Origin of the sequence: Draconibacterium orientale, from assembly GCF_900111425.1 — a bacterium.
GTDB lineage: Bacteria > Bacteroidota > Bacteroidia > Bacteroidales > Prolixibacteraceae > Draconibacterium > Draconibacterium orientale.
Window position 1 is genome coordinate 114,793 of sequence record NZ_FOHT01000012.1, and the last position, 17,235, is coordinate 132,027.

Here is a 17,235-nt window from a genome sequence, read left to right on the forward strand (position 1 = left end):
TTATAAGTCAATCTTATAGTTTTTCAACAACTTCTTGCAATCTGCCTGCAATTTCCTCAATGGTTCCCATTCCGTTAATATCGAAATGTTTACCCTGTGGCTTGTAGTATTCGATTAGAGGAAGTGTTTTTTCGGTGTAAACCGTGATGCGGTTTTCAATAATCGACTGGTTCTGATCGTCGGAACGGCCCGAAACTTTTCCCCGGCTTAACAAACGATCGATCAACTCCTGTTTTTCCACCTGCAGGCAAAGCATACCCGAGATTGGCGTACCATTTTCGTTCAACAAAACATCCAGAGCTTTTGCCTGGTCAACGGTACGGGGAAATCCGTCGAAAATAAAACCTTTCGCGTCTTTGTTTGCGTCGAGTTTACTTTTAATCATTCCGATTACTACTTCATCAGGAACCAACTCTCCTTTATCCATGAAGTTTTTTGCTTCATTTCCAAGTGCTGTTTCCCCGGCAATTTCGCTACGCAGCAAATCGCCGGTTGACAAGTGGATCAATCCAAATGATTTAATAAGAAATTCGGCCTGGGTTCCTTTTCCTGCCCCCGGTGGGCCAAACAATACGAGATTCAACATAATTTTTGGTTATTTTTTATTTTACTACCGTGTAAATATCGATCAGATTTCTACCGTAGCCGTCGTAGTCAAGTCCGTAACCTACGATAAAATCATTCGGGATCTCTATTCCCACATATTTAAGATCAACTTCTTTTTGAAGCGCATCCGGTTTTAACAACAAGGTTGCTACCTGCACTTCTTTGGGTTTCATTTGTTTCAGTTGCTCCAAAATATTGTTGATAGTAATTCCGGTATCAACAATATCTTCCAGAATAACAACGGTTCGTCCTTCCATTTCTTCATTTAAACCGATCAGGTGTTTCACTCTCCCGGTTGTTGAATCGCCCTGATACGAAGCCAGTTTTACAAACGAAATCTCCGACTCAACAAAGTCAATCCGCTTGTATATTTCGGCGGCAAACATAAACGAACCGTTTAAGATGCACAGAAAAAGCGGGTCTTTGCCAGCCAACTCCTTATTCATTGTCTCAGCCATTTGTTCAACAACTGAACGAATCTTCTCATATGGAATAAATAACTCAAATTCTTTATCCAGGATTTTAACCTTCTTCATATGTGGTTTTGATTTTTATTAATTGCTAATTTGCTGTATTTTCGTGCTGAAAATAAAAAGCTACAAAGTAACGAATAAATTATAAAACATGACTCCAAAAGTTAGTATTATTATGGGCAGCACATCGGATTTAACGGTGATGGAAAAAGCTGCCAAATTGTTCGATGAGTTTGAAATTCCTTTCGAGATCAATGCCTTGTCGGCACATCGTACTCCGGAAGAAGTAGAAAGCTTTGCCAAAGGAGCCAAAGACCGTGGTATTAAAGTTATAATTGCGGGTGCCGGAATGGCGGCTCACCTACCGGGTGTTATTGCTGCAATGACTCCAATTCCGGTAATTGGTGTTCCGATCAACGCCAGCTTATCGGGGTTTGATTCGATTCTTGCTATTTTGCAAATGCCTCCCGGAATTCCGGTTGCCACAGTTGCGGTTAACGGAGCGATGAATGCTGCCATTTTAGCCACACAAATGATGGCCACCGGCGATGAAGAATTAATGAACAAACTGGTTAAGTACAAAGAAAACCTGAAAGAAAAAATTGTAAAAGCCAACCAGGAACTCTCGGAGGTAAAATACAGATTTAAAACAAATTAATTGTAGTTTAAAATATTTTACTTAATTTTAAAGAGGTATTTAACCAATGCCTCTTTTTTATGCTTAAACCCTTCTACATACTGTTGGTATACTTTACCATAATTACATTTGCCGCCTCCTCGCAGACCTACGCAGGAGGTGCCCGCTCGCTTGCGCTGTCAAATGCTGTTGTTTCCATTTCCGACACCTGGAGCACTTTTCATAACCAGGCCACTTTAGCAAAAATCAACCGGTTTTCTGCCGGTGTTTATTACGAATCGAAGTACGGAATTGATGAATTTGCACTGGCAGCCTCAAGTGTGGTTCTGCCAACCGGTGCCGGAACTTTTGGCTTAAGCTTTTACCAGTTCGGAAAAGGAAGTTTTAAAGAACATAAAATCGGTTTTGGCTATGCCAAACAACTTTCTGAGCATTTTAATGCCTCCGTTCAGTTCGATTTTTTTTCAGAACGTTTGCCCGAAAATGCAGATGCTTTTTCGTTTGTTACTTTTGAAATTGGTGCAACTTATCAGCTGACACAACAAATTATACTGGGTGCTCACACTTACAATCCGGTTAAAAACGGTTTTAATTACCCGGAAGAGAAAATAAAACTTCCGGCAGTTTACCGACTGGGAGCGCATTATTCGTTCGATGAACACGTGCTGGTGAGCCTGGAAACACAAAAAGAGTCAGACCATGATGTTATGGTTAAAAGCGGATTGGAATTTATGCCGCTTCAGAACCTGGCACTACGTTTTGGAATTTCGGGCAGGCCGGTGCAATACACTGCCGGATTGGGCTATAGTTTTAAAAACATCAGCACCGACATCGCATTCAGCTACCACGGTAATTTAGGATTTACACCATCAGTTTCCATTCAATACCAACTAAAATGAGAAAACTGATCCGGCATATCATCTTCATCCTGTTTCAGCTGATTATTTTGGCGGCATCAGCACAAAACGATTCCCCTGAACAACTGATTGAATCGATACTGGAATCGCATCTCGACAAAATTGAAGAAGGTACGGATATGGCACTGATCATTCAGGACCTTGAATATTTTCTCGAACATCCTGTAAATATCAACGCAACAAGTGCCACTGAACTTTCCCGGCTTTATTTGTTGAATGAAATACAAATTCAGAAATTACTGGAATACATTACCACTTACGGCCCGGTTTATTCCATTTTCGAATTAAAAACCATTGATGGATTTACGCCCAATCTGCTGCAGAAACTGAATTATTTTATCGCGTTTGGCCCCGAAGAACAGGAACGACAACCATTAAAAGAACAGTTAAAATACGCCGACAATCAATTGTTGTTACGCACACTTGGAAATTTGCAAAAAGCGCGCGGATATAAAGAAAAAGACGATGGCACCATTCCGTACGAAGGCAACCGGTTTCGCTACTACACGCGCTATAATTTCAGGGCCGGCGATAGACTTTCAGCGGGAATAACGGCAGAGAAAGATCCGGGCGAAGCGTTTTTCAAGGGGTCCAACAAACATGGTTTCGATTATTACTCGGGGCACATCAGCTTTAAACTGAATGAAACTTTCGAAAATATTTCTATTGGCGATTACCTTGTTCGATCCGGCCAGGGCCTGGTGCTGTGGCAAGGTTACACCACCGGAAAATCGGAGAATGTTTTGGGTATCAACAAAACCGGGCAGGGTGTTCGGGCCTTCACTTCGGTGGATGAGAATTATTATTTCAGGGGAGCAGCCGGTACTGCTAAAATGGGCAACTCGAAAGTAAGCCTATTTTATTCGCATAAAAATGCCGATGGGAATTTGGTTTACAACGATTCTGTCGCATCTTATTTTTCCAGCCTGCAAACATCGGGGTATCACCGAACAGAAAGCGAAATCGCCGATGAAAAAACCATAAAATACACCAATGCGGGTGGTGTCTTCACCCATCGTTTTAACCACCTAAAACTGGGCGTAACGGTTGTTTATCAGCAATTCGACAAGGCGTTTATCCGCAGCAACCAGCTTTATAACCAATTCCGATTCAGCGGCACAGACAATTACACCGCCGGTGCCGATTACCTTTTTAGTAAAAACAACTACACATTTTTTGGTGAGGCGGCCTTCTCCAAATCGAAAGGAAAAGCGGTAACACAGGGAGCGATCGTTCATATAAACGACCAGCTGGGATTTTCGGCACTGTTCCGTCATTTCGATAGAGACTACCATGCTTTTTGGGCCAACACCATGGCCGAAGGCAGTAACATCAGCAACGAATCGGGGCTTTATGTTGGAGTGCGCTTTTTACCTGCCAGATTTGTAACGTTTTCTGCTTATTCAGATGTTTACCAATCGGAGTGGTTTAACTATTCCACTGCCGGCCCGGCACGTTCGTGGGATATTTTTACGCAGGCCAATTTTCAGATCAGCGAAAAAACAAATGCTTACCTGCGCTTTAAAAACGAGGAAAAAGATCAGAAATTCAAAAACGAAAATCGTTATACCAACCTTCCGGAACGCATTCAAAAATTTCGCTTTCACGTTCAGTTTCAGCTGTCGGAAAACATTCTGCTAAAAACACGTGCTGAGCATGTTTATTACAAAGGCGAGGAAAGCGAAAATGGGTTTATGCTTTTTCAGGATATCCAATTTAAGCCCGGGGAATTTCCGCTGAACCTGTCTGCACGACTGGCCTGGTTCAAGACAGAAAGTTACAACAGCCGCATTTACGCTTATGAAAACGATATTCTTTATGCCTTTTCAATTCCGGCGTATTACGGTGAAGGACTCCGAACTTATCTCAATTTAAAATACCAGCCTGCTAAAAAAATTGAGTGCTGGTTAAAGCTGGCAAATACCTGGTGGACCGACCGTGAAACCATCAGTTCGGGCTATAATGAGATAACCGGACACCACAAAACGGAGCTAAAATTTCAGTTAAGGTTGAAATTTTGATTTTGAATACCTTACTTTGTCGGGTTAAAATTTAAATAATGCGAGACATTAATTTTGATGACATTCGCCCCTACACCGACAAAGAAGTAAAAGCAAAGATCAGAAAATTAGTTAAGGACAAAACCTTTGACGATGTTCTGCTTCACCTGTTTAAAAACCGGCCAAAGGTTGAAATGGTAAAATTTCAGTTGCGCCGGGTAAGCAGTATCAAACAGTTACAAGGCGTATTTATTTACGACCTTTTACATTGGCTGGTTGACAAAACTTCCGACGGACTAAAAGTTACCGGAATTGACAAGCTGGACAAAACCAAACCCTACCTGTTTATTTCGAACCACCGCGATATTATTCTGGATGCCGCGCTACTGAACTTCCTTATTTTCGAGTACGGCATGAACACCACCCAGATTGCCATTGGCGACAACCTGCTGCAATACGAGTGGATAGAACATACCGTTAAACTGAACCGCTCGTTTGTAATCAGACGAAATTTGCCACCGCGCGAACTAATGATGGCTTCGAAAAAGGTTTCGCATTTTATTCGCAAATCAATTACCGAAGACCATCTTTCGGTGTGGATTGCACAACGCGAAGGACGCACAAAAGACGGCAACGATAAAACACAGGAAAGTGTTTTAAAAATGCTGAACATGAGCAATAAAGGCGGCATTTCGGATGGTTTTAACGAACTGAATATTGTTCCGGTATCCATTTCGTACGAGATTGAACCATGTGGTTTGCCCAAACTTCGCGAGCTGATAAAAAAAGAACATTACGGCCGCGCCAAACAAAGCAAAGACGATTTGAAAGCCATGTCGATGGGAATGTTTGCGCCAAAAGGAAGAATGCGTTTTGCTTTTGGAACACCGATTGAAACGCATTTTGAACTGGCAAAAAATAACGAACAGCGCAACGATTACATTCGCCGCCTGGCAGAAATGATCGACGATCAGATTTACAAAAACTACAAACTGTGGCCAAGTAATTTTGTGGCTTACGATATGCTGATGCAGGAGCACCGCTTTAAAGACCGTTACACCGCCGAAGAGCAAAAGAAATTCGAGATTATGGTGGAGCAGGCCATGGTACACATCGATTTCCCGATAACCGATATCCAGGAACGTTTTCTGAAACTGTATGCCTACCCGGTAATTAATAAATTCGACCGACCTAAAAAACAATAATGCAAACAATTATCTGGGACTGGAACGGGACGCTGTTAAACGATCTTGACTTTTGCATTTCAACGATAAATGTGCTGCTAAAAAAACGGCAGCTCAATCTGCTCGATCACTATTCGTACAAAGAGGCATTCTCGTTTCCGGTTAAGGATTATTATGAATCCATCGGTTTTGATTTTTCAAAAGAGGATTTTTCCGTTGCAGCGCAGGAATATATGGACATTTACAACGCGGGAGTTACCAACTGCAAATTACATTCCGGCGTTATCGACACACTGGAGCATTTCAAAAACAGGGGCTTCCGTCAATTTGTGCTTTCGGCCATGCAACAGGACATGTTGGCGCACACCTTAAAGCACCAGAATATTTTTGATTATTTTGATGGAATAGCCGGATTGAACAATCCTTATGCAGCGTCGAAAGTTGAACGCGGGAAACAGTTTATCAGCGAACTGAACGTTGACAAAGCACAGGCAACCATAATTGGCGATACGAACCACGATTTTGAGGTAGCGCAACAACTGGAAATTGATTGTATTTTGGTAGCCGACGGGCACCAGTCGAAAGAGCGCCTGGAAGCAACCGGAGCCAAAGTTATTGACGAATTAGAGCTGCTTAAAACACTTCCGCTTTAATCCAGAAACACTCAGTTTTTGATTAACCAAAGCAAGACAAATTCACAACGAGATTAACTTTAGTTATTTCTTTTGTAGCCTATTTGTCTTCTGGTAACAGGTTGTTCCTGCTTCTCAATTAATGGATCACCTGGAATTTCTGATGGAGGAAAATTTCCGAATCAAGTCAAATAAGCCACCAACCATAAGAAACATGATTTTGTCCTATCGGACAGATTTTACTATTTGGCTTGGTCCAAATAGTAAACACAAAACCCAAGGCTGCGCCCACTTCACTCGGAAAAGCTACGCGATGCCGGCTAAAATTCCTGAAACTCGTCGTACCTCCTCAAACAACAGTAATTTTATTACGCCGTCATCACTTGTTTTCCGGCTCACCGGACGAGGCCAAGCTTTGATGCAGCGACGTTGCATAAGTAGACGGCCTCTTTTGATCGTTGCCCGGAGTTGAAATAAAACCTTAGAGAGAGCGGGAAGCTCCGAGGAAGCGAGGAGATCACCCCTGCCTACCGTCAGGCAGGCGTCCGAACTTAGGTTTTATGAAAACGTAGGGGAAAGAGCAAAAGCAGCCTTGAGCTCGGAAATGCCTTCCTCGTGTTTCGTCTTTGCTTCAAGTTGGAGCCAAGCGTAAATCCCGACATTTCGTCGGGGGCAAAGATGAAAGCCGCCGGCAGGCAGAAAGTTACAGTTCTTCTCATACTGTTTATAAAATTTTTAATCCCTCGGATATGTCGGGTGATCTCAATTAATTCGTCCAGATATTGAAAAACCAATTCGATGTTTTTATCCTGATTGGCAAGCTTTTTTTTGATTTCCTCAATATCAAGTTTCATGCTCAGATTATCGATCAATGTTTCGCGAACTTTTGTGAATATCCGCATAATTTGAATATTGACTTTAATTGCCTTTTCGCTATTCAAAACACTCGACAGCATCAAAACTCCATGTTCGGTAAAAACATTGGGTAATTTGCGACGTCCTCCCCAACTTGATGTCGCAAATTGCTACTTCAAGCTTTCAAATTCAAATTCCGATAACTGAAACATAAAATCCTCCGGAAATCTGGAGATATTTCTTTTTACCTGCTCATTTAAACGCCGTGTTTCCACGCCATACAACTCTGCAAGATCACTATCAAGCATCACTTTCTGTTCCCTGATGAAATAAATCTTATTCAAAATAATTTCATCGGGAAGCACTGAACTCTCTTTCTTTTTTTCGGCCATTTGGTTGTTATTTTATTCATAGTAAAAATAACATTTTTAAACTTCACACTACCAATTGCGTACTCAAAGCCAACACATTAACTGATCCAACCCTAAATATCATTTGAGCAAAATGGAATTTATTTTCACCAAACCCCACCATTATTGGCGATACGAACCACGATTTTGAGGTAGCGCAACAACTGGAACTTGATTGTATTTTGGTAGCCGACGGGCACCAGTCGAAAGAGCGACTGGAAGCAACCGGAGCCAAAGTTATTGACGAATTAGAGCTGCTTAAAACACTTCCGCTTTAATCCAGAAACTCGCGTTTTTTAATGTCCCGGATAAACAATTGAAGATTGGTTTTTCCGCGATATTCATTCTCGTTAATCGAATAACAAACATCGAAAGGCGAACCGGAAGTAATTACATCGTAAGCATCCGACTGATTAAACGCAATTCCCGGGAATATTCCGGAATTTACATCGGGCTCAACCAGATCCAATTTTAAGTGCTCCTGATTTTTTCCAACCAGTCGGCTGGTACCGGCATCAAAAACATCTTCGGTAACAAAAACAGGAGTCATATTGTGTGGACCAAACGGTGCAAATTGTTTCAGAATGCGGTAAAAGCGTGGCGTAATTTCGCTTAATGCGATTTTTGCATCCACCTCAATGGTTTGTATTTGCTGTTTGTCGGTAATTTGTTTGGTCACGATCTCTTCAAAACGACGCCTGAACTCCGGGATGTTTTCAATTTTCATGGTCAAACCCGCAGCATACATGTGCCCGCCATACGATTCCAGCAAATCGCTGCACTGGCCAATGGCTTCGTACAAATCAAAATCGCGCACCGAACGTGCCGATCCGGTTGCCAAGCCATTCGATTCGGTTAAAATTATCGTTGGGCGATAATACTGCTCGGTAACCCGCGATGCCACAATTCCAACCACTCCTTTGTGCCAATCGCGGTTATACAACACGGTACTGTTTTTATTTTTAAATTCCGGACTGTTTTCAATGGTATCCAGGGCATCCTGGGTAATATCGCGGTCGAGCGTTTTTCGTATTTCGTTAAACGAGTCGATCTCTTCACCCAACAAATCCGATTTATCTTCGTCGGTTGAAACCAATATCTGCACCGATTTTTTACCGTGTTCAATTCGTCCCGATGCATTTAATCGTGGTCCGATTTTAAACACAATATCGCTAATGGTAATTTCGGTTCCTGAGATTCCGGCAAAATTGATGATGGTTTGCAACCCAATTCCCGGATTTGAGTTCAGCTTCTTGAGGCCATAATACGCCAAAACCCGGTTCTCGCCGGTTATCGGAACAATATCGGCAGCAATACTCACTGCTACCAAATCGAGCAGGTCGTATATTTCTTCGTAGTCAATTTCGTGTTGTTTGCAGTAAGCCTGCAGCAATTTGAACCCTACACCGCAACCCGAAAGTTCTTTGTACGGATATTTACAATCCGACTGTTTTGGGTCGAGCACTGCAACGGCCGGCGGCACTTCAGCATCCGGATTATGGTGATCGCAGATAATAAAATCGAGTCCGCGTTCCTTGGCTTTGGCAATCTTTTCAACGGCTTTAATTCCGCAGTCGAGCGCCACAATCAGTGTCACTCCTTTTTCAACGGCATAATCAATACTTTTTGGCGAAATTCCATAACCTTCGCTGTAACGGTCGGGTATGTAATATTCAATATCTTTAATGCGCTGTTTTAAAAACGAATACACGAGCGCCACCGATGTTGTTCCATCCACATCGTAATCGCCGTAAACGATAACTTTTTCGTTATTTTCAATGGCTTCATCCAAGCGGGCAACCGCTTTCTCCATGTCTTTCATCAGAAAAGGATCGTGCAGGTCGCTTAGTCGGGGGCGGAAAAATGCTTTGGCTTCAGCGTAGGTTTTTATTCCCCGCTGTACCAGCAAGCGCGCTATCACCATGTTCACATTTAACGCCGCTGAGAGGTGCTTTACCTCGTTTTGGTCGCCTTGTTTTTTTAAGTTCCAAATTCTATCCATGCTGCGTTTTGTGTTTCTGTTGATGTGAATGAGCAAAGATACAAAATGCAATCGCATATGGAAATAAAACATTCAACCTCAACATTATTTTTTAATTGATTCAGTGTAACAACAACAATTACAACCGATCTGTTTTATTATCTTTGCCCAAATTTTTTAAAGAGATTCGGGAAACTTTTCCCGGGCAATCAATTGTCATTTAAACAAAAGAGTGACAGCAAAATAAAAGAGAAGAAGAAATGAGTCATCAGGAATTAAGCGAACAAGAGATCATCAGACGAAATTCGTTGCAAAAAATGCGCGAGTTGGGCATCGACCCCTACCCGGCGGCACAGTACCACGTAAATACCAACACCAAAGAAATAAAACAGAACTTCAAGGAAGAGGAGAAGAATTTTCAGGATGTAGTAATTGCCGGCCGTTTGATGAGCCGCAGAATTATGGGAAAAGCTGCGTTTGCTGAAATTCAGGACCACGAAGGACGTATTCAGATTTACGTTAATCGCGACGAGATTTGCACCGGCGAAGACAAAGTGATGTACAATGAGGTGTTCAAGAAATTGCTCGACATTGGCGACATCATCGGTGTAAAAGGACATGCTTTTATTACGCAAATGGGCGAATTAACCATTCACGTTACTGAATTTACAGTGCTGAACAAATCGTTGCGCCCACTGCCGATTGTAAAAGAAAAAGACGGTAAAACCTTTGATGCGTTTACCGATCCGGAACAGCGTTACCGCCAGCGTTACATCGATTTGATTGTAAACCCTGAAGTGAAAGAGACCTTCAAAAAACGTACGATCATATACAACACCATGCGCCAGATGTTTAACGAGTATGGTTATCACGAGGTAGAAACGCCAATTTTGCAGCCTATTCCGGGAGGAGCAGCTGCGCGTCCGTTTATTACGCACCACAATGCGCTGAACATGCCTTTGTATATGCGTATTGCCAACGAGCTTTACCTGAAACGACTGATTGTTGGTGGCTTTGAGGGTGTTTACGAATTTGCGAAAGACTTCCGTAACGAAGGAATGGACCGCACCCACAACCCGGAATTTACGGTGATGGAAATTTACGTGGCCTACAAAGACTACAAATGGATGATGAGCTTTACCGAAGAAATTTGTGAGCGCGTAGCCATGGCATTGCACGGAACCACAAAAGTTCAGTTGGGCGACAACATTATCGATTACAAAGCACCTTACCCGCGTGTTACCATGGCCGAAGCTATTTTGGAGCACACCGGTTACGATATTAACGGCAAGTCGGAAGAAGAGCTGCGCGAGATCTGTAAAAAGCTCGATATTGAAATCGACGAAACCATGGGTAAAGGAAAACTGATTGACGAAATATTTGGCGAAAAATGTGAGGGCAACTACATTCAGCCAACTTTTATTACCGATTACCCGAAAGAAATGTCGCCGCTAACAAAAATGCACCGCGATAATCCGGAACTGACCGAGCGTTTTGAGTTAATGGTGAACGGTAAAGAGCTGGCTAACGCCTACTCGGAGCTGAACGACCCGATCGACCAACGCGAGCGTTTTGAAGACCAGTTGAAACTATCGGAAAAAGGTGACGACGAAGCGATGTTTATCGACCAGGATTTCCTGCGTGCGCTGGAATACGGAATGCCACCTACATCAGGGATGGGAATTGGAATGGACCGCTTAACCATGTTTATGACCAATAGCCCGTCGATTCAGGATGTGCTGTTCTTCCCGCAAATGAAACCGGAGAAAAAAGCAGTGGAACTGACTGACGACGAAAAAGCAGTTTTCGAATTATTGAAAGCTGAATCGCCAATTGAGTTGACTGCGCTAAAAGACAAAGCCGGACTCAGCAACAAAAAATGGGACAAAGCCATTAAAGGCCTCACCAAAAAGAAAGTGGCTAAAGTTGAAAATACCGATGCCGGTTTGTTGGTGACGGCGTTGTAGGACACCAAGGCAAAAGTATAAAGTTGAGCGTAGCGAAATCCCGACCGTAGCGTCGGGAGAAAAAGGCAAAAGTAGAAAGTTGAGTCCGTTAAAACGGACGAAATCCCGATCGAAGCATCGGGGATAAAAAGATAGCAAAGCCTCTTCGTTTTTCGGAGGGGCTTTTTTTTGTTGGAAAAGTCCCAATATTCAATTTCCAATATCCAAATTTTGAAAATTGGGAGTTGGGAATTCTACATTGGATATTTTTTGGATTTGTGGTTCTAAGTGTCACCTGCTTGGGATTCATTCATTTGCAGAACTATTTGAACCATTTCTTCTCAAATCTATATTATTATAAAACATTTATTACTAACTTGTCGTGCCAAACATATATCCAATCCTTTTATGAATAACTCTTGCAGAAATAACACAAAATGAGCTCCATCGGAAGCACAAAAACAACTCAAAACCGTTGAGCCATAGTTTAAAATATAAAACTGAGACTCAATAAAACAATAAAAGTATGAACAGCAAACTATTTGCTATATGTACATTTCTATTGATCTGTGTACTAACCTTTGCACAAGAATATGAAAAGGCAAAACTAGACCCTAAAGTATTTAATATGGAAGAAGAAAAAAAATAGTTGAGATTGAGAAATTGAAGGCTAAAAATGAAATTTTGGAAAGTAGGCTCGAATTCACAAACTCAATAATAGAAGTGCAAAATGCTCATATGGAAAAAATGAATAGTTATTTTCAGCTATTCATTGGTATCCTGGGAATTATAATAGCAGTAGCAGGATTTTTTACTTATTTCCAGTATATAAGACCGGCTAATAAGTTGCATGAAGAGGCAAAAGAGCTTCAGAAAGAAAGCCGGGAAATATTAAATGATCTAAAGGGTGGTATGAGAGAAGTATTCGAAGAGAAGTATGATCAGATTACAAAAGAAAGATTTTATTCTGCAATAGAAATCTTAAAAAAAGGGGATTTTAGGGCCCAGGAGCATGCAAGAATTGTTATTAGGGACTATGAAATTATGGGATTTAATGATGATGAGATATCAAAAATTATTGAATGCTTGGTTTATACAGAGGAAAACAGACCTGATGTAGTCAGCGATCTTAACACGTTTTATAGTGAATTGGTTACTAAACTTTCAAAAGAAAGAAGCAATAAAATGTTGGATGAGTTTTTTGGACGGTTTTTGAACAATAAAACATATACATTGGGTTGTCATGGTGCTGTTTATTATTATTGCAACAATAATCCTATAAAATATAAAAATGAGCTACATAAGGCATTTAAGATAAAACATGATGGATCTGGTCAGAAGTACCATGTTTTCTTCTCGTTTATACACGAAATTGAAAATGCAACAAAAATAGACCCTGTAAACTTAGAAATATTAAATGATAGGGATTTCGTTAATGAAATTGAAAAAAAAGGATTTCTAAATGAAATAATACATACTTACGATGGCTATAAAAAGAAACCTAATTTTAAATCAAAAAGTATTTATGAATATTGGCCAATTTTGAATCGACCTACATATTTAAAGGAAAGAATAGATAACCTTTTAAAAGTAACGAACGGAAACAGTAAATAAAAGATTATTTATTGTGTTTGAAACACATCGTTATTTGCTGCAACTATAAAATGATTAGAACTAATCATTTACAAATTATTTCATCGCCGTTAGAATATATAAATCCATGTCCTAAACCATATTCGTTTCTTTTGGTACGTGTCACCCATCTTATATTTTGGCCTAAAGATTATAAGATGAAAGTACACTTAAGAAAGAGGAAATTAAGGAAGTCCACCAAATCAAATATAAGCTATAGCTTATATTTAGACATCTACAACTACGAATTTATCTCATCGCTCAGGAAATAAAAATTCCGTTGCCAAATATTGCCAACCACTGTATTTATTCTCAACCAAAATTTCTAATATTGTATTCCAGGCCTCTTTAGCTCAGTTGGTAGAGCAGCTCATTCGTAATGAGCAGGTCGCGGGTTCAAGTCCCGTGAGAGGCTCTTTTCTCACTATTTATTACTGGTCGCGGGCCCTGACGTTTCAGTCAGGATGCTGATCGAAGCATCAGCATTCAAGTCCCGTGAGAGGCTCTTTTCTTTTATTATCTCTCGTTTTGCTTTCCAACAAGTTGAAATAACACAAATAAAAACTAATGTTAATTTTAGTACAAATACGGGTTGTGTCTCAGCTCGAAGGTAATTGGAATTACAGCCAGCGAAGCTACTTCTACTCCTTCCACTTCGGCAGGTTCCCATTCGCCAGAGGTTTTATGCACAGCATCAATTGCCTGTTCTTCAAGATCCTCAACATATCGCTCAACCGGAGTTTCGATATTTGTACTTGTTGTTATAAATGGTATTGTACCATCATCATCAACAATCATTTTCACAAAAATGGTTCCTTCTACACCCCAGTCTTTTGCTCCTTCCGGATACTCAAGATTGTCCACTAATTCTTCGGATAGTGCTTCCTGTCCATGTTCGTACATCGCTTCTTTATCAATATCGTAAAATACGCCAACTTGTTCGTTGGTTTGTTTTACCATATTCCGATGACTGTTTAAGTCGAACAGCACAACTTCCAGTCGTTTTCTGTCAATCTCGTTATCAATTCCGGTTACAACCACATCTTGCACCTCACCATCTTCAATACCGTACTTAAATGTAAAAGCCGGATATTTTTCAACGATTTCCTTCAACTGATTGGTATATTCCATATCCTGATTATGCATGTCGTTGGTGGTGAAAGCCGTTTTTACCTTTTTATCCTGCGCCTGCAATGGCAATACCGCCACCGAGATCAGGAATCCAAGCGTTACTAAAAATGTTTTAAAATAAAATTGTTTTCTAAATTGTTTCATAACTAAATTTTCTCCTTTTCTGTTATTATGTGTTAAAAGTTAATTGAAACAGGCCAGCTTTCACGAACGTTTAATTCTGCTATTCGTAGCTCGTTTGCCTGCTTCAGTCTTTTGTTATAACAGTTAAAATACCGTGCCACAATTCGGAAACAATTAGCTAATTCGCCGCCATTTTATTTCTGTTTTCGCTGTTTGAATAAAGAGGTTTAACCATTTTCAGAGACACTGTATTCTCAAACATTTTAATTCCTCCATCGTACTGAACACAGGCTATTTAGAATGAATCCAAATTGAAAATTACTCAGAGAAAATGCAGTCGGCTTTTATTTTTTATTGTCGTCCGTTTACAGCGGATAAAAATAAATGTGCTACCATCTTTCCAAACTGATGTTGCCTGTGAAATCCTTCCACACTAATTCTTTGATTTTCTACACCTTGCAAATTTAAACCCATAAAAAAACCGAAGACTTTTGCCTTCGGTTTCCCTATTTTCCAATTTATTTCGCGTACTATTTCCTTTTGCCTCGATAGTCGTAAAGAACTTCTTCCAACTCGGCATTTACAGCTTCATCCGGGTTATATTCCGGCGAGTCTTTAATGGCTTCTTTTGTCATATCAACACGGGCTTCACGCTCAGAGAAACTGATCTTATCGATCACTTCAATCGGAAGAATTACTTTTTTACTCCATGGGAATAAATTATTCGTGTCAACTACAAAGTACAGTATCTGCCAGTCGGAGTCATCAATAATCAGGTCGGAAATATGCCCGAATTTATCATCGGTAGCGTTAATTCCATAACCTTTAATCTCGTTAAAACTACGCAAACTTGTGTCAATGTCTTCTTCCTTAATTACTTTACGCGGCGCTCTGAATGCTACGCCCGGATAAAAAACAACCTCGTTTCCGGCAAATGCGGCAGAATCGACCATCCAGTACGGATATTTTATTCCGTAATAATCGGCCAGCTTTCGTTCGTAAATGCGCGAAACCGGCATATCGAAACTTAAGTTTGGCGACCGTTTAATGTTGTCGATACTTAAGTTAATTTTAAACGTTTTTTCATCCCAGTCCGGTTCTCCAAGAAAATTATAGGGTACCAATACCCTGTTCGCTTTAAAGAAACTTCCCAAATCAACTTCCACATAACGTATTATCCAACTCTTTTCGTCGAATAAAAAGTCATTTACTTTTCCCTCTTCTCCATTTTTTGCTTTAATGGAATATCCTATTAACTCTCTTAAACTACGTTTCATAATAACTGATTTTATATTTTTATGTGCACTATTGCACGCTATTTCCATGTACAGTACTACTTTATTTCACGTTATACTTTTTGCAATCCGAAAATGCTTTTGTTTTTACTACCAGTTCCAAAGATGTGCCACAATAGACCTTGCAATATAACAAGCCTTCTTATCGACACTGAATTACTGATACTTACAACAACTGATTTAGCTTTATGAAGCAAGAAGAAAAATGACTATACTGTGGAAAAAAGTCACAACAAGTGTGGAGAAGTGGTACAGATTAATCGGGAACATTAATGCTTCCTGAACTTTGCACAGAAAGGGATGAGAGGAAACCAGTTGAAAAAAGCAGGCTAAAAAAGAGGGCAGAATTCCAACTAACGATATTTTACAAAACCGTTTTGAAGCCGGGGGAAGTATTTCAAAGATAGCAGATTAAACAGAAATTAATGATTCTGCTTCGCATCCTAGTAACACCTGTACATTATTACAGATATCGCCATCAGAAACAATATACCATAAATAATTACTGCCATAACTCGTTATTTTAAAGTACAATTTCAATTACGGCTTAAAACCGCGCTTGTTTCGCTTTAAATGAAATAGTTATTAAAAATACATTGTTAATATGCAGCAGGATTTTGTTGATTAGCGACTACTAAAACAAAGTGGTTAATTAAGCACAAACCATCTCTCTTATGGCATTTACTCCATTCAATCAGTGGTATTTTATGGGCGCAGTCCCATACCTAAATATTTTAGCTATGTTTTAAATCCCGATAGCATAAAATCAATACTGCAACGACTATAGCTATCACGACGCTTCCATATACAAAAATTGCCATAATAACTGGTTTTTAAATTACTAACTATTTCATTTGTTTGCCAAAGCAAAGCAGTTTGCCTTTTAAACAAATCTCCGTCAAATATTACTTTCATAATACTTCGTTTCAGTTAAGCCAATTAGTTATACGCAAAAAATGTGCAAAAAGATTACCTTTTCGTCTTTTTTAGAATATTACTATACAACGTATATAGAATAATATTACATCATGACAGGAAATATCAACTGTAGAAACCAATGTTGAATTCAGCTTTTCCGGCATTAGATGTAATTTATTTTCGTTGTTACGCAATGGACGCAGTAAACCTTAATTAGTTGTTGAAATACTGTATAATGAGAAGGGTGCTCCCGGGGACAAATGATAGCCAAACTCTTCTGTTTATGCCAAACGGTTAGGTTACCTTCAAACGAAATATGTATTGAACGCAAAGCTTTCCTCAACATAAAACTTGGGCCTTTTTCAGAAACATTGCTGATAAGGCCCATTTTTTCAATCGGGTAGGAGGAAAATAAAATAGTTTTCCTCCTACTTTATTTTCCGACCTCTCACACCACCGTACGTACGGTTCTCGTATACGGCGGTTCCTTAATTA

At 40.2% G+C, this 17,235-nt stretch carries 17 protein-coding genes and 1 tRNA gene; 10 read left to right on the forward strand and 8 right to left on the reverse strand.

Annotation, left to right across the window (positions count from 1 at the left end; all coding sequences use genetic code 11):
- Positions 1-13 precede the first annotated feature (13 nt).
- Positions 14-586: an adenylate kinase gene (locus tag BMW53_RS08695; RefSeq protein WP_038558195.1), complete on the reverse strand. Its 573-nt coding sequence runs from the start codon at positions 584-586 to the stop codon at positions 14-16.
- Between the two features lie 16 nt (positions 587-602).
- A complete protein-coding gene (gene hpt, locus BMW53_RS08700; RefSeq protein WP_038558192.1) occupies positions 603-1,142 on the reverse strand; it encodes a hypoxanthine phosphoribosyltransferase in 540 nt (179 codons plus the stop codon).
- A gap of 88 nt (positions 1,143-1,230) precedes the next feature.
- On the opposite strand from hpt, the gene purE reads away from it, so the two are divergent.
- The 5 genes from purE to BMW53_RS08725 are packed head-to-tail and all read left to right on the forward strand — an operon-like array spanning position 1,231 to position 6,470.
- Complete coding sequence (purE, locus tag BMW53_RS08705; protein WP_038558190.1) at positions 1,231-1,737, forward strand: 5-(carboxyamino)imidazole ribonucleotide mutase; 507 nt, start codon at positions 1,231-1,233, stop codon at positions 1,735-1,737.
- A 59-nt stretch (positions 1,738-1,796) separates the two neighbouring features.
- Positions 1,797-2,615 (forward strand): PorV/PorQ family protein, encoded by an 819-nt coding sequence (locus tag BMW53_RS08710; protein ID WP_038558187.1) that lies wholly within the window; start codon positions 1,797-1,799, stop codon positions 2,613-2,615.
- On the forward strand, positions 2,612-4,654 hold the full coding sequence (locus BMW53_RS08715; protein WP_038558182.1) for a helix-hairpin-helix domain-containing protein: 2,043 nt from the start codon (positions 2,612-2,614) through the stop codon (positions 4,652-4,654). Before BMW53_RS08710 ends, BMW53_RS08715 begins: the two co-directional genes overlap by 4 nt.
- 38 nt (positions 4,655-4,692) lie before the next feature.
- Complete coding sequence (locus tag BMW53_RS08720) at positions 4,693-5,838, forward strand: 1-acyl-sn-glycerol-3-phosphate acyltransferase (RefSeq protein WP_051567806.1); 1,146 nt, start codon at positions 4,693-4,695, stop codon at positions 5,836-5,838.
- A complete protein-coding gene (locus tag BMW53_RS08725) occupies positions 5,838-6,470 on the forward strand; it encodes an HAD family hydrolase (RefSeq protein ID WP_038558176.1) in 633 nt (210 codons plus the stop codon). The genes BMW53_RS08720 and BMW53_RS08725 overlap by 1 nt, the downstream gene beginning before the upstream one ends.
- 530 nt (positions 6,471-7,000) lie before the next feature.
- Here BMW53_RS08725 and BMW53_RS21115 read toward each other — a convergent pair.
- Together BMW53_RS21115 and BMW53_RS21120 are read right to left on the reverse strand one after the other, a co-directional pair.
- Positions 7,001-7,303 (reverse strand): hypothetical protein, encoded by a 303-nt coding sequence (locus BMW53_RS21115; protein ID WP_217642912.1) that lies wholly within the window; start codon positions 7,301-7,303, stop codon positions 7,001-7,003.
- A 171-nt stretch (positions 7,304-7,474) separates the two neighbouring features.
- Positions 7,475-7,696 carry an ORF6N domain-containing protein gene (locus BMW53_RS21120; protein WP_217642913.1) on the reverse strand — a complete coding sequence of 74 codons (222 nt, stop codon included), beginning with the start codon at positions 7,694-7,696 and terminating at the stop codon, positions 7,475-7,477.
- Between the two features lie 140 nt (positions 7,697-7,836).
- Between BMW53_RS21120 and BMW53_RS21380 the strand changes: the two genes are divergently transcribed.
- Entirely contained in the window at positions 7,837-7,992 is a 156-nt protein-coding gene (locus tag BMW53_RS21380; RefSeq protein WP_081804819.1) for an HAD hydrolase-like protein, read from the forward strand.
- Here the strand turns inward: BMW53_RS21380 and recJ are convergent.
- A complete protein-coding gene (gene recJ, locus BMW53_RS08740; protein ID WP_038558175.1) occupies positions 7,989-9,716 on the reverse strand; it encodes a single-stranded-DNA-specific exonuclease RecJ in 1,728 nt (575 codons plus the stop codon). The two genes, BMW53_RS21380 and recJ, sit on opposite strands and share 4 nt — an antisense overlap.
- Before the next feature lie 239 nt (positions 9,717-9,955).
- Here recJ and lysS point away from each other — a divergent pair, with 239 nt between their 5' ends.
- The 4 genes from lysS to BMW53_RS08755 all read left to right on the forward strand — a co-directional run bounded on the left by lysS (position 9,956) and on the right by BMW53_RS08755 (position 13,688).
- Positions 9,956-11,662, forward strand: coding sequence for a lysine--tRNA ligase (gene lysS, locus BMW53_RS08745; RefSeq protein ID WP_038558174.1), 1,707 nt, complete (start codon positions 9,956-9,958; stop codon positions 11,660-11,662).
- A 505-nt stretch (positions 11,663-12,167) separates the two neighbouring features.
- Entirely contained in the window at positions 12,168-12,290 is a 123-nt protein-coding gene (locus BMW53_RS21385) for a hypothetical protein (protein WP_256998931.1), read from the forward strand.
- A gap of 35 nt (positions 12,291-12,325) precedes the next feature.
- Positions 12,326-13,255: a hypothetical protein gene (locus BMW53_RS08750; protein ID WP_139178065.1), complete on the forward strand. Its 930-nt coding sequence runs from the start codon at positions 12,326-12,328 to the stop codon at positions 13,253-13,255.
- A gap of 360 nt (positions 13,256-13,615) precedes the next feature.
- Positions 13,616-13,688, forward strand: a tRNA-Thr gene (locus tag BMW53_RS08755).
- Positions 13,689-13,849: 161 nt separating this feature from the next.
- Here BMW53_RS08755 and BMW53_RS08760 read toward each other — a convergent pair.
- The 3 genes from BMW53_RS08760 to BMW53_RS20935 form a co-directional block, all read right to left on the reverse strand.
- A complete protein-coding gene (locus BMW53_RS08760; protein ID WP_038558170.1) occupies positions 13,850-14,548 on the reverse strand; it encodes an energy transducer TonB in 699 nt (232 codons plus the stop codon).
- 509 nt (positions 14,549-15,057) lie between these two features.
- On the reverse strand, positions 15,058-15,804 hold the full coding sequence (locus BMW53_RS08765) for a PRC-barrel domain-containing protein (RefSeq protein WP_168136407.1): 747 nt from the start codon (positions 15,802-15,804) through the stop codon (positions 15,058-15,060).
- Positions 15,805-16,560: 756 nt separating this feature from the next.
- Entirely contained in the window at positions 16,561-16,737 is a 177-nt protein-coding gene (locus tag BMW53_RS20935) for a hypothetical protein (RefSeq protein WP_157470783.1), read from the reverse strand.
- Positions 16,738-17,235 lie beyond the last annotated feature (498 nt).

Excerpts from the sequence above, each read along its gene's own strand:
- purE (WP_038558190.1), top strand. The coding sequence starts at position 1,231 with ATGACTCCAAAAGTTAGTATTATTATGGGCAGCACATCGGATTTAACG.
- BMW53_RS08720 (WP_051567806.1), top strand. The coding sequence starts at position 4,693 with ATGCGAGACATTAATTTTGATGACATTCGCCCCTACACCGACAAAGAA.
- lysS (WP_038558174.1), top strand. The coding sequence starts at position 9,956 with ATGAGTCATCAGGAATTAAGCGAACAAGAGATCATCAGACGAAATTCG.
- BMW53_RS21120 (WP_217642913.1), bottom strand. The coding sequence starts at position 7,696 with ATGGCCGAAAAAAAGAAAGAGAGTTCAGTGCTTCCCGATGAAATTATT.
- BMW53_RS08710 (WP_038558187.1), top strand. The coding sequence starts at position 1,797 with ATGCTTAAACCCTTCTACATACTGTTGGTATACTTTACCATAATTACA.
- BMW53_RS08715 (WP_038558182.1), top strand. The coding sequence starts at position 2,612 with ATGAGAAAACTGATCCGGCATATCATCTTCATCCTGTTTCAGCTGATT.
- BMW53_RS08760 (WP_038558170.1), bottom strand. The coding sequence starts at position 14,548 with ATGAAACAATTTAGAAAACAATTTTATTTTAAAACATTTTTAGTAACG.
- BMW53_RS20935 (WP_157470783.1), bottom strand. The coding sequence starts at position 16,737 with ATGAAAGTAATATTTGACGGAGATTTGTTTAAAAGGCAAACTGCTTTG.
- recJ (WP_038558175.1), bottom strand. The coding sequence starts at position 9,716 with ATGGATAGAATTTGGAACTTAAAAAAACAAGGCGACCAAAACGAGGTA.
- BMW53_RS21385 (WP_256998931.1), top strand. The coding sequence starts at position 12,168 with ATGAACAGCAAACTATTTGCTATATGTACATTTCTATTGATCTGTGTA.
- BMW53_RS08765 (WP_168136407.1), bottom strand. The coding sequence starts at position 15,804 with ATGAAACGTAGTTTAAGAGAGTTAATAGGATATTCCATTAAAGCAAAA.
- hpt (WP_038558192.1), bottom strand. The coding sequence starts at position 1,142 with ATGAAGAAGGTTAAAATCCTGGATAAAGAATTTGAGTTATTTATTCCA.
- BMW53_RS08725 (WP_038558176.1), top strand. The coding sequence starts at position 5,838 with ATGCAAACAATTATCTGGGACTGGAACGGGACGCTGTTAAACGATCTT.
- BMW53_RS21115 (WP_217642912.1), bottom strand. The coding sequence starts at position 7,303 with ATGAAACTTGATATTGAGGAAATCAAAAAAAAGCTTGCCAATCAGGAT.
- BMW53_RS08695 (WP_038558195.1), bottom strand. The coding sequence starts at position 586 with ATGTTGAATCTCGTATTGTTTGGCCCACCGGGGGCAGGAAAAGGAACC.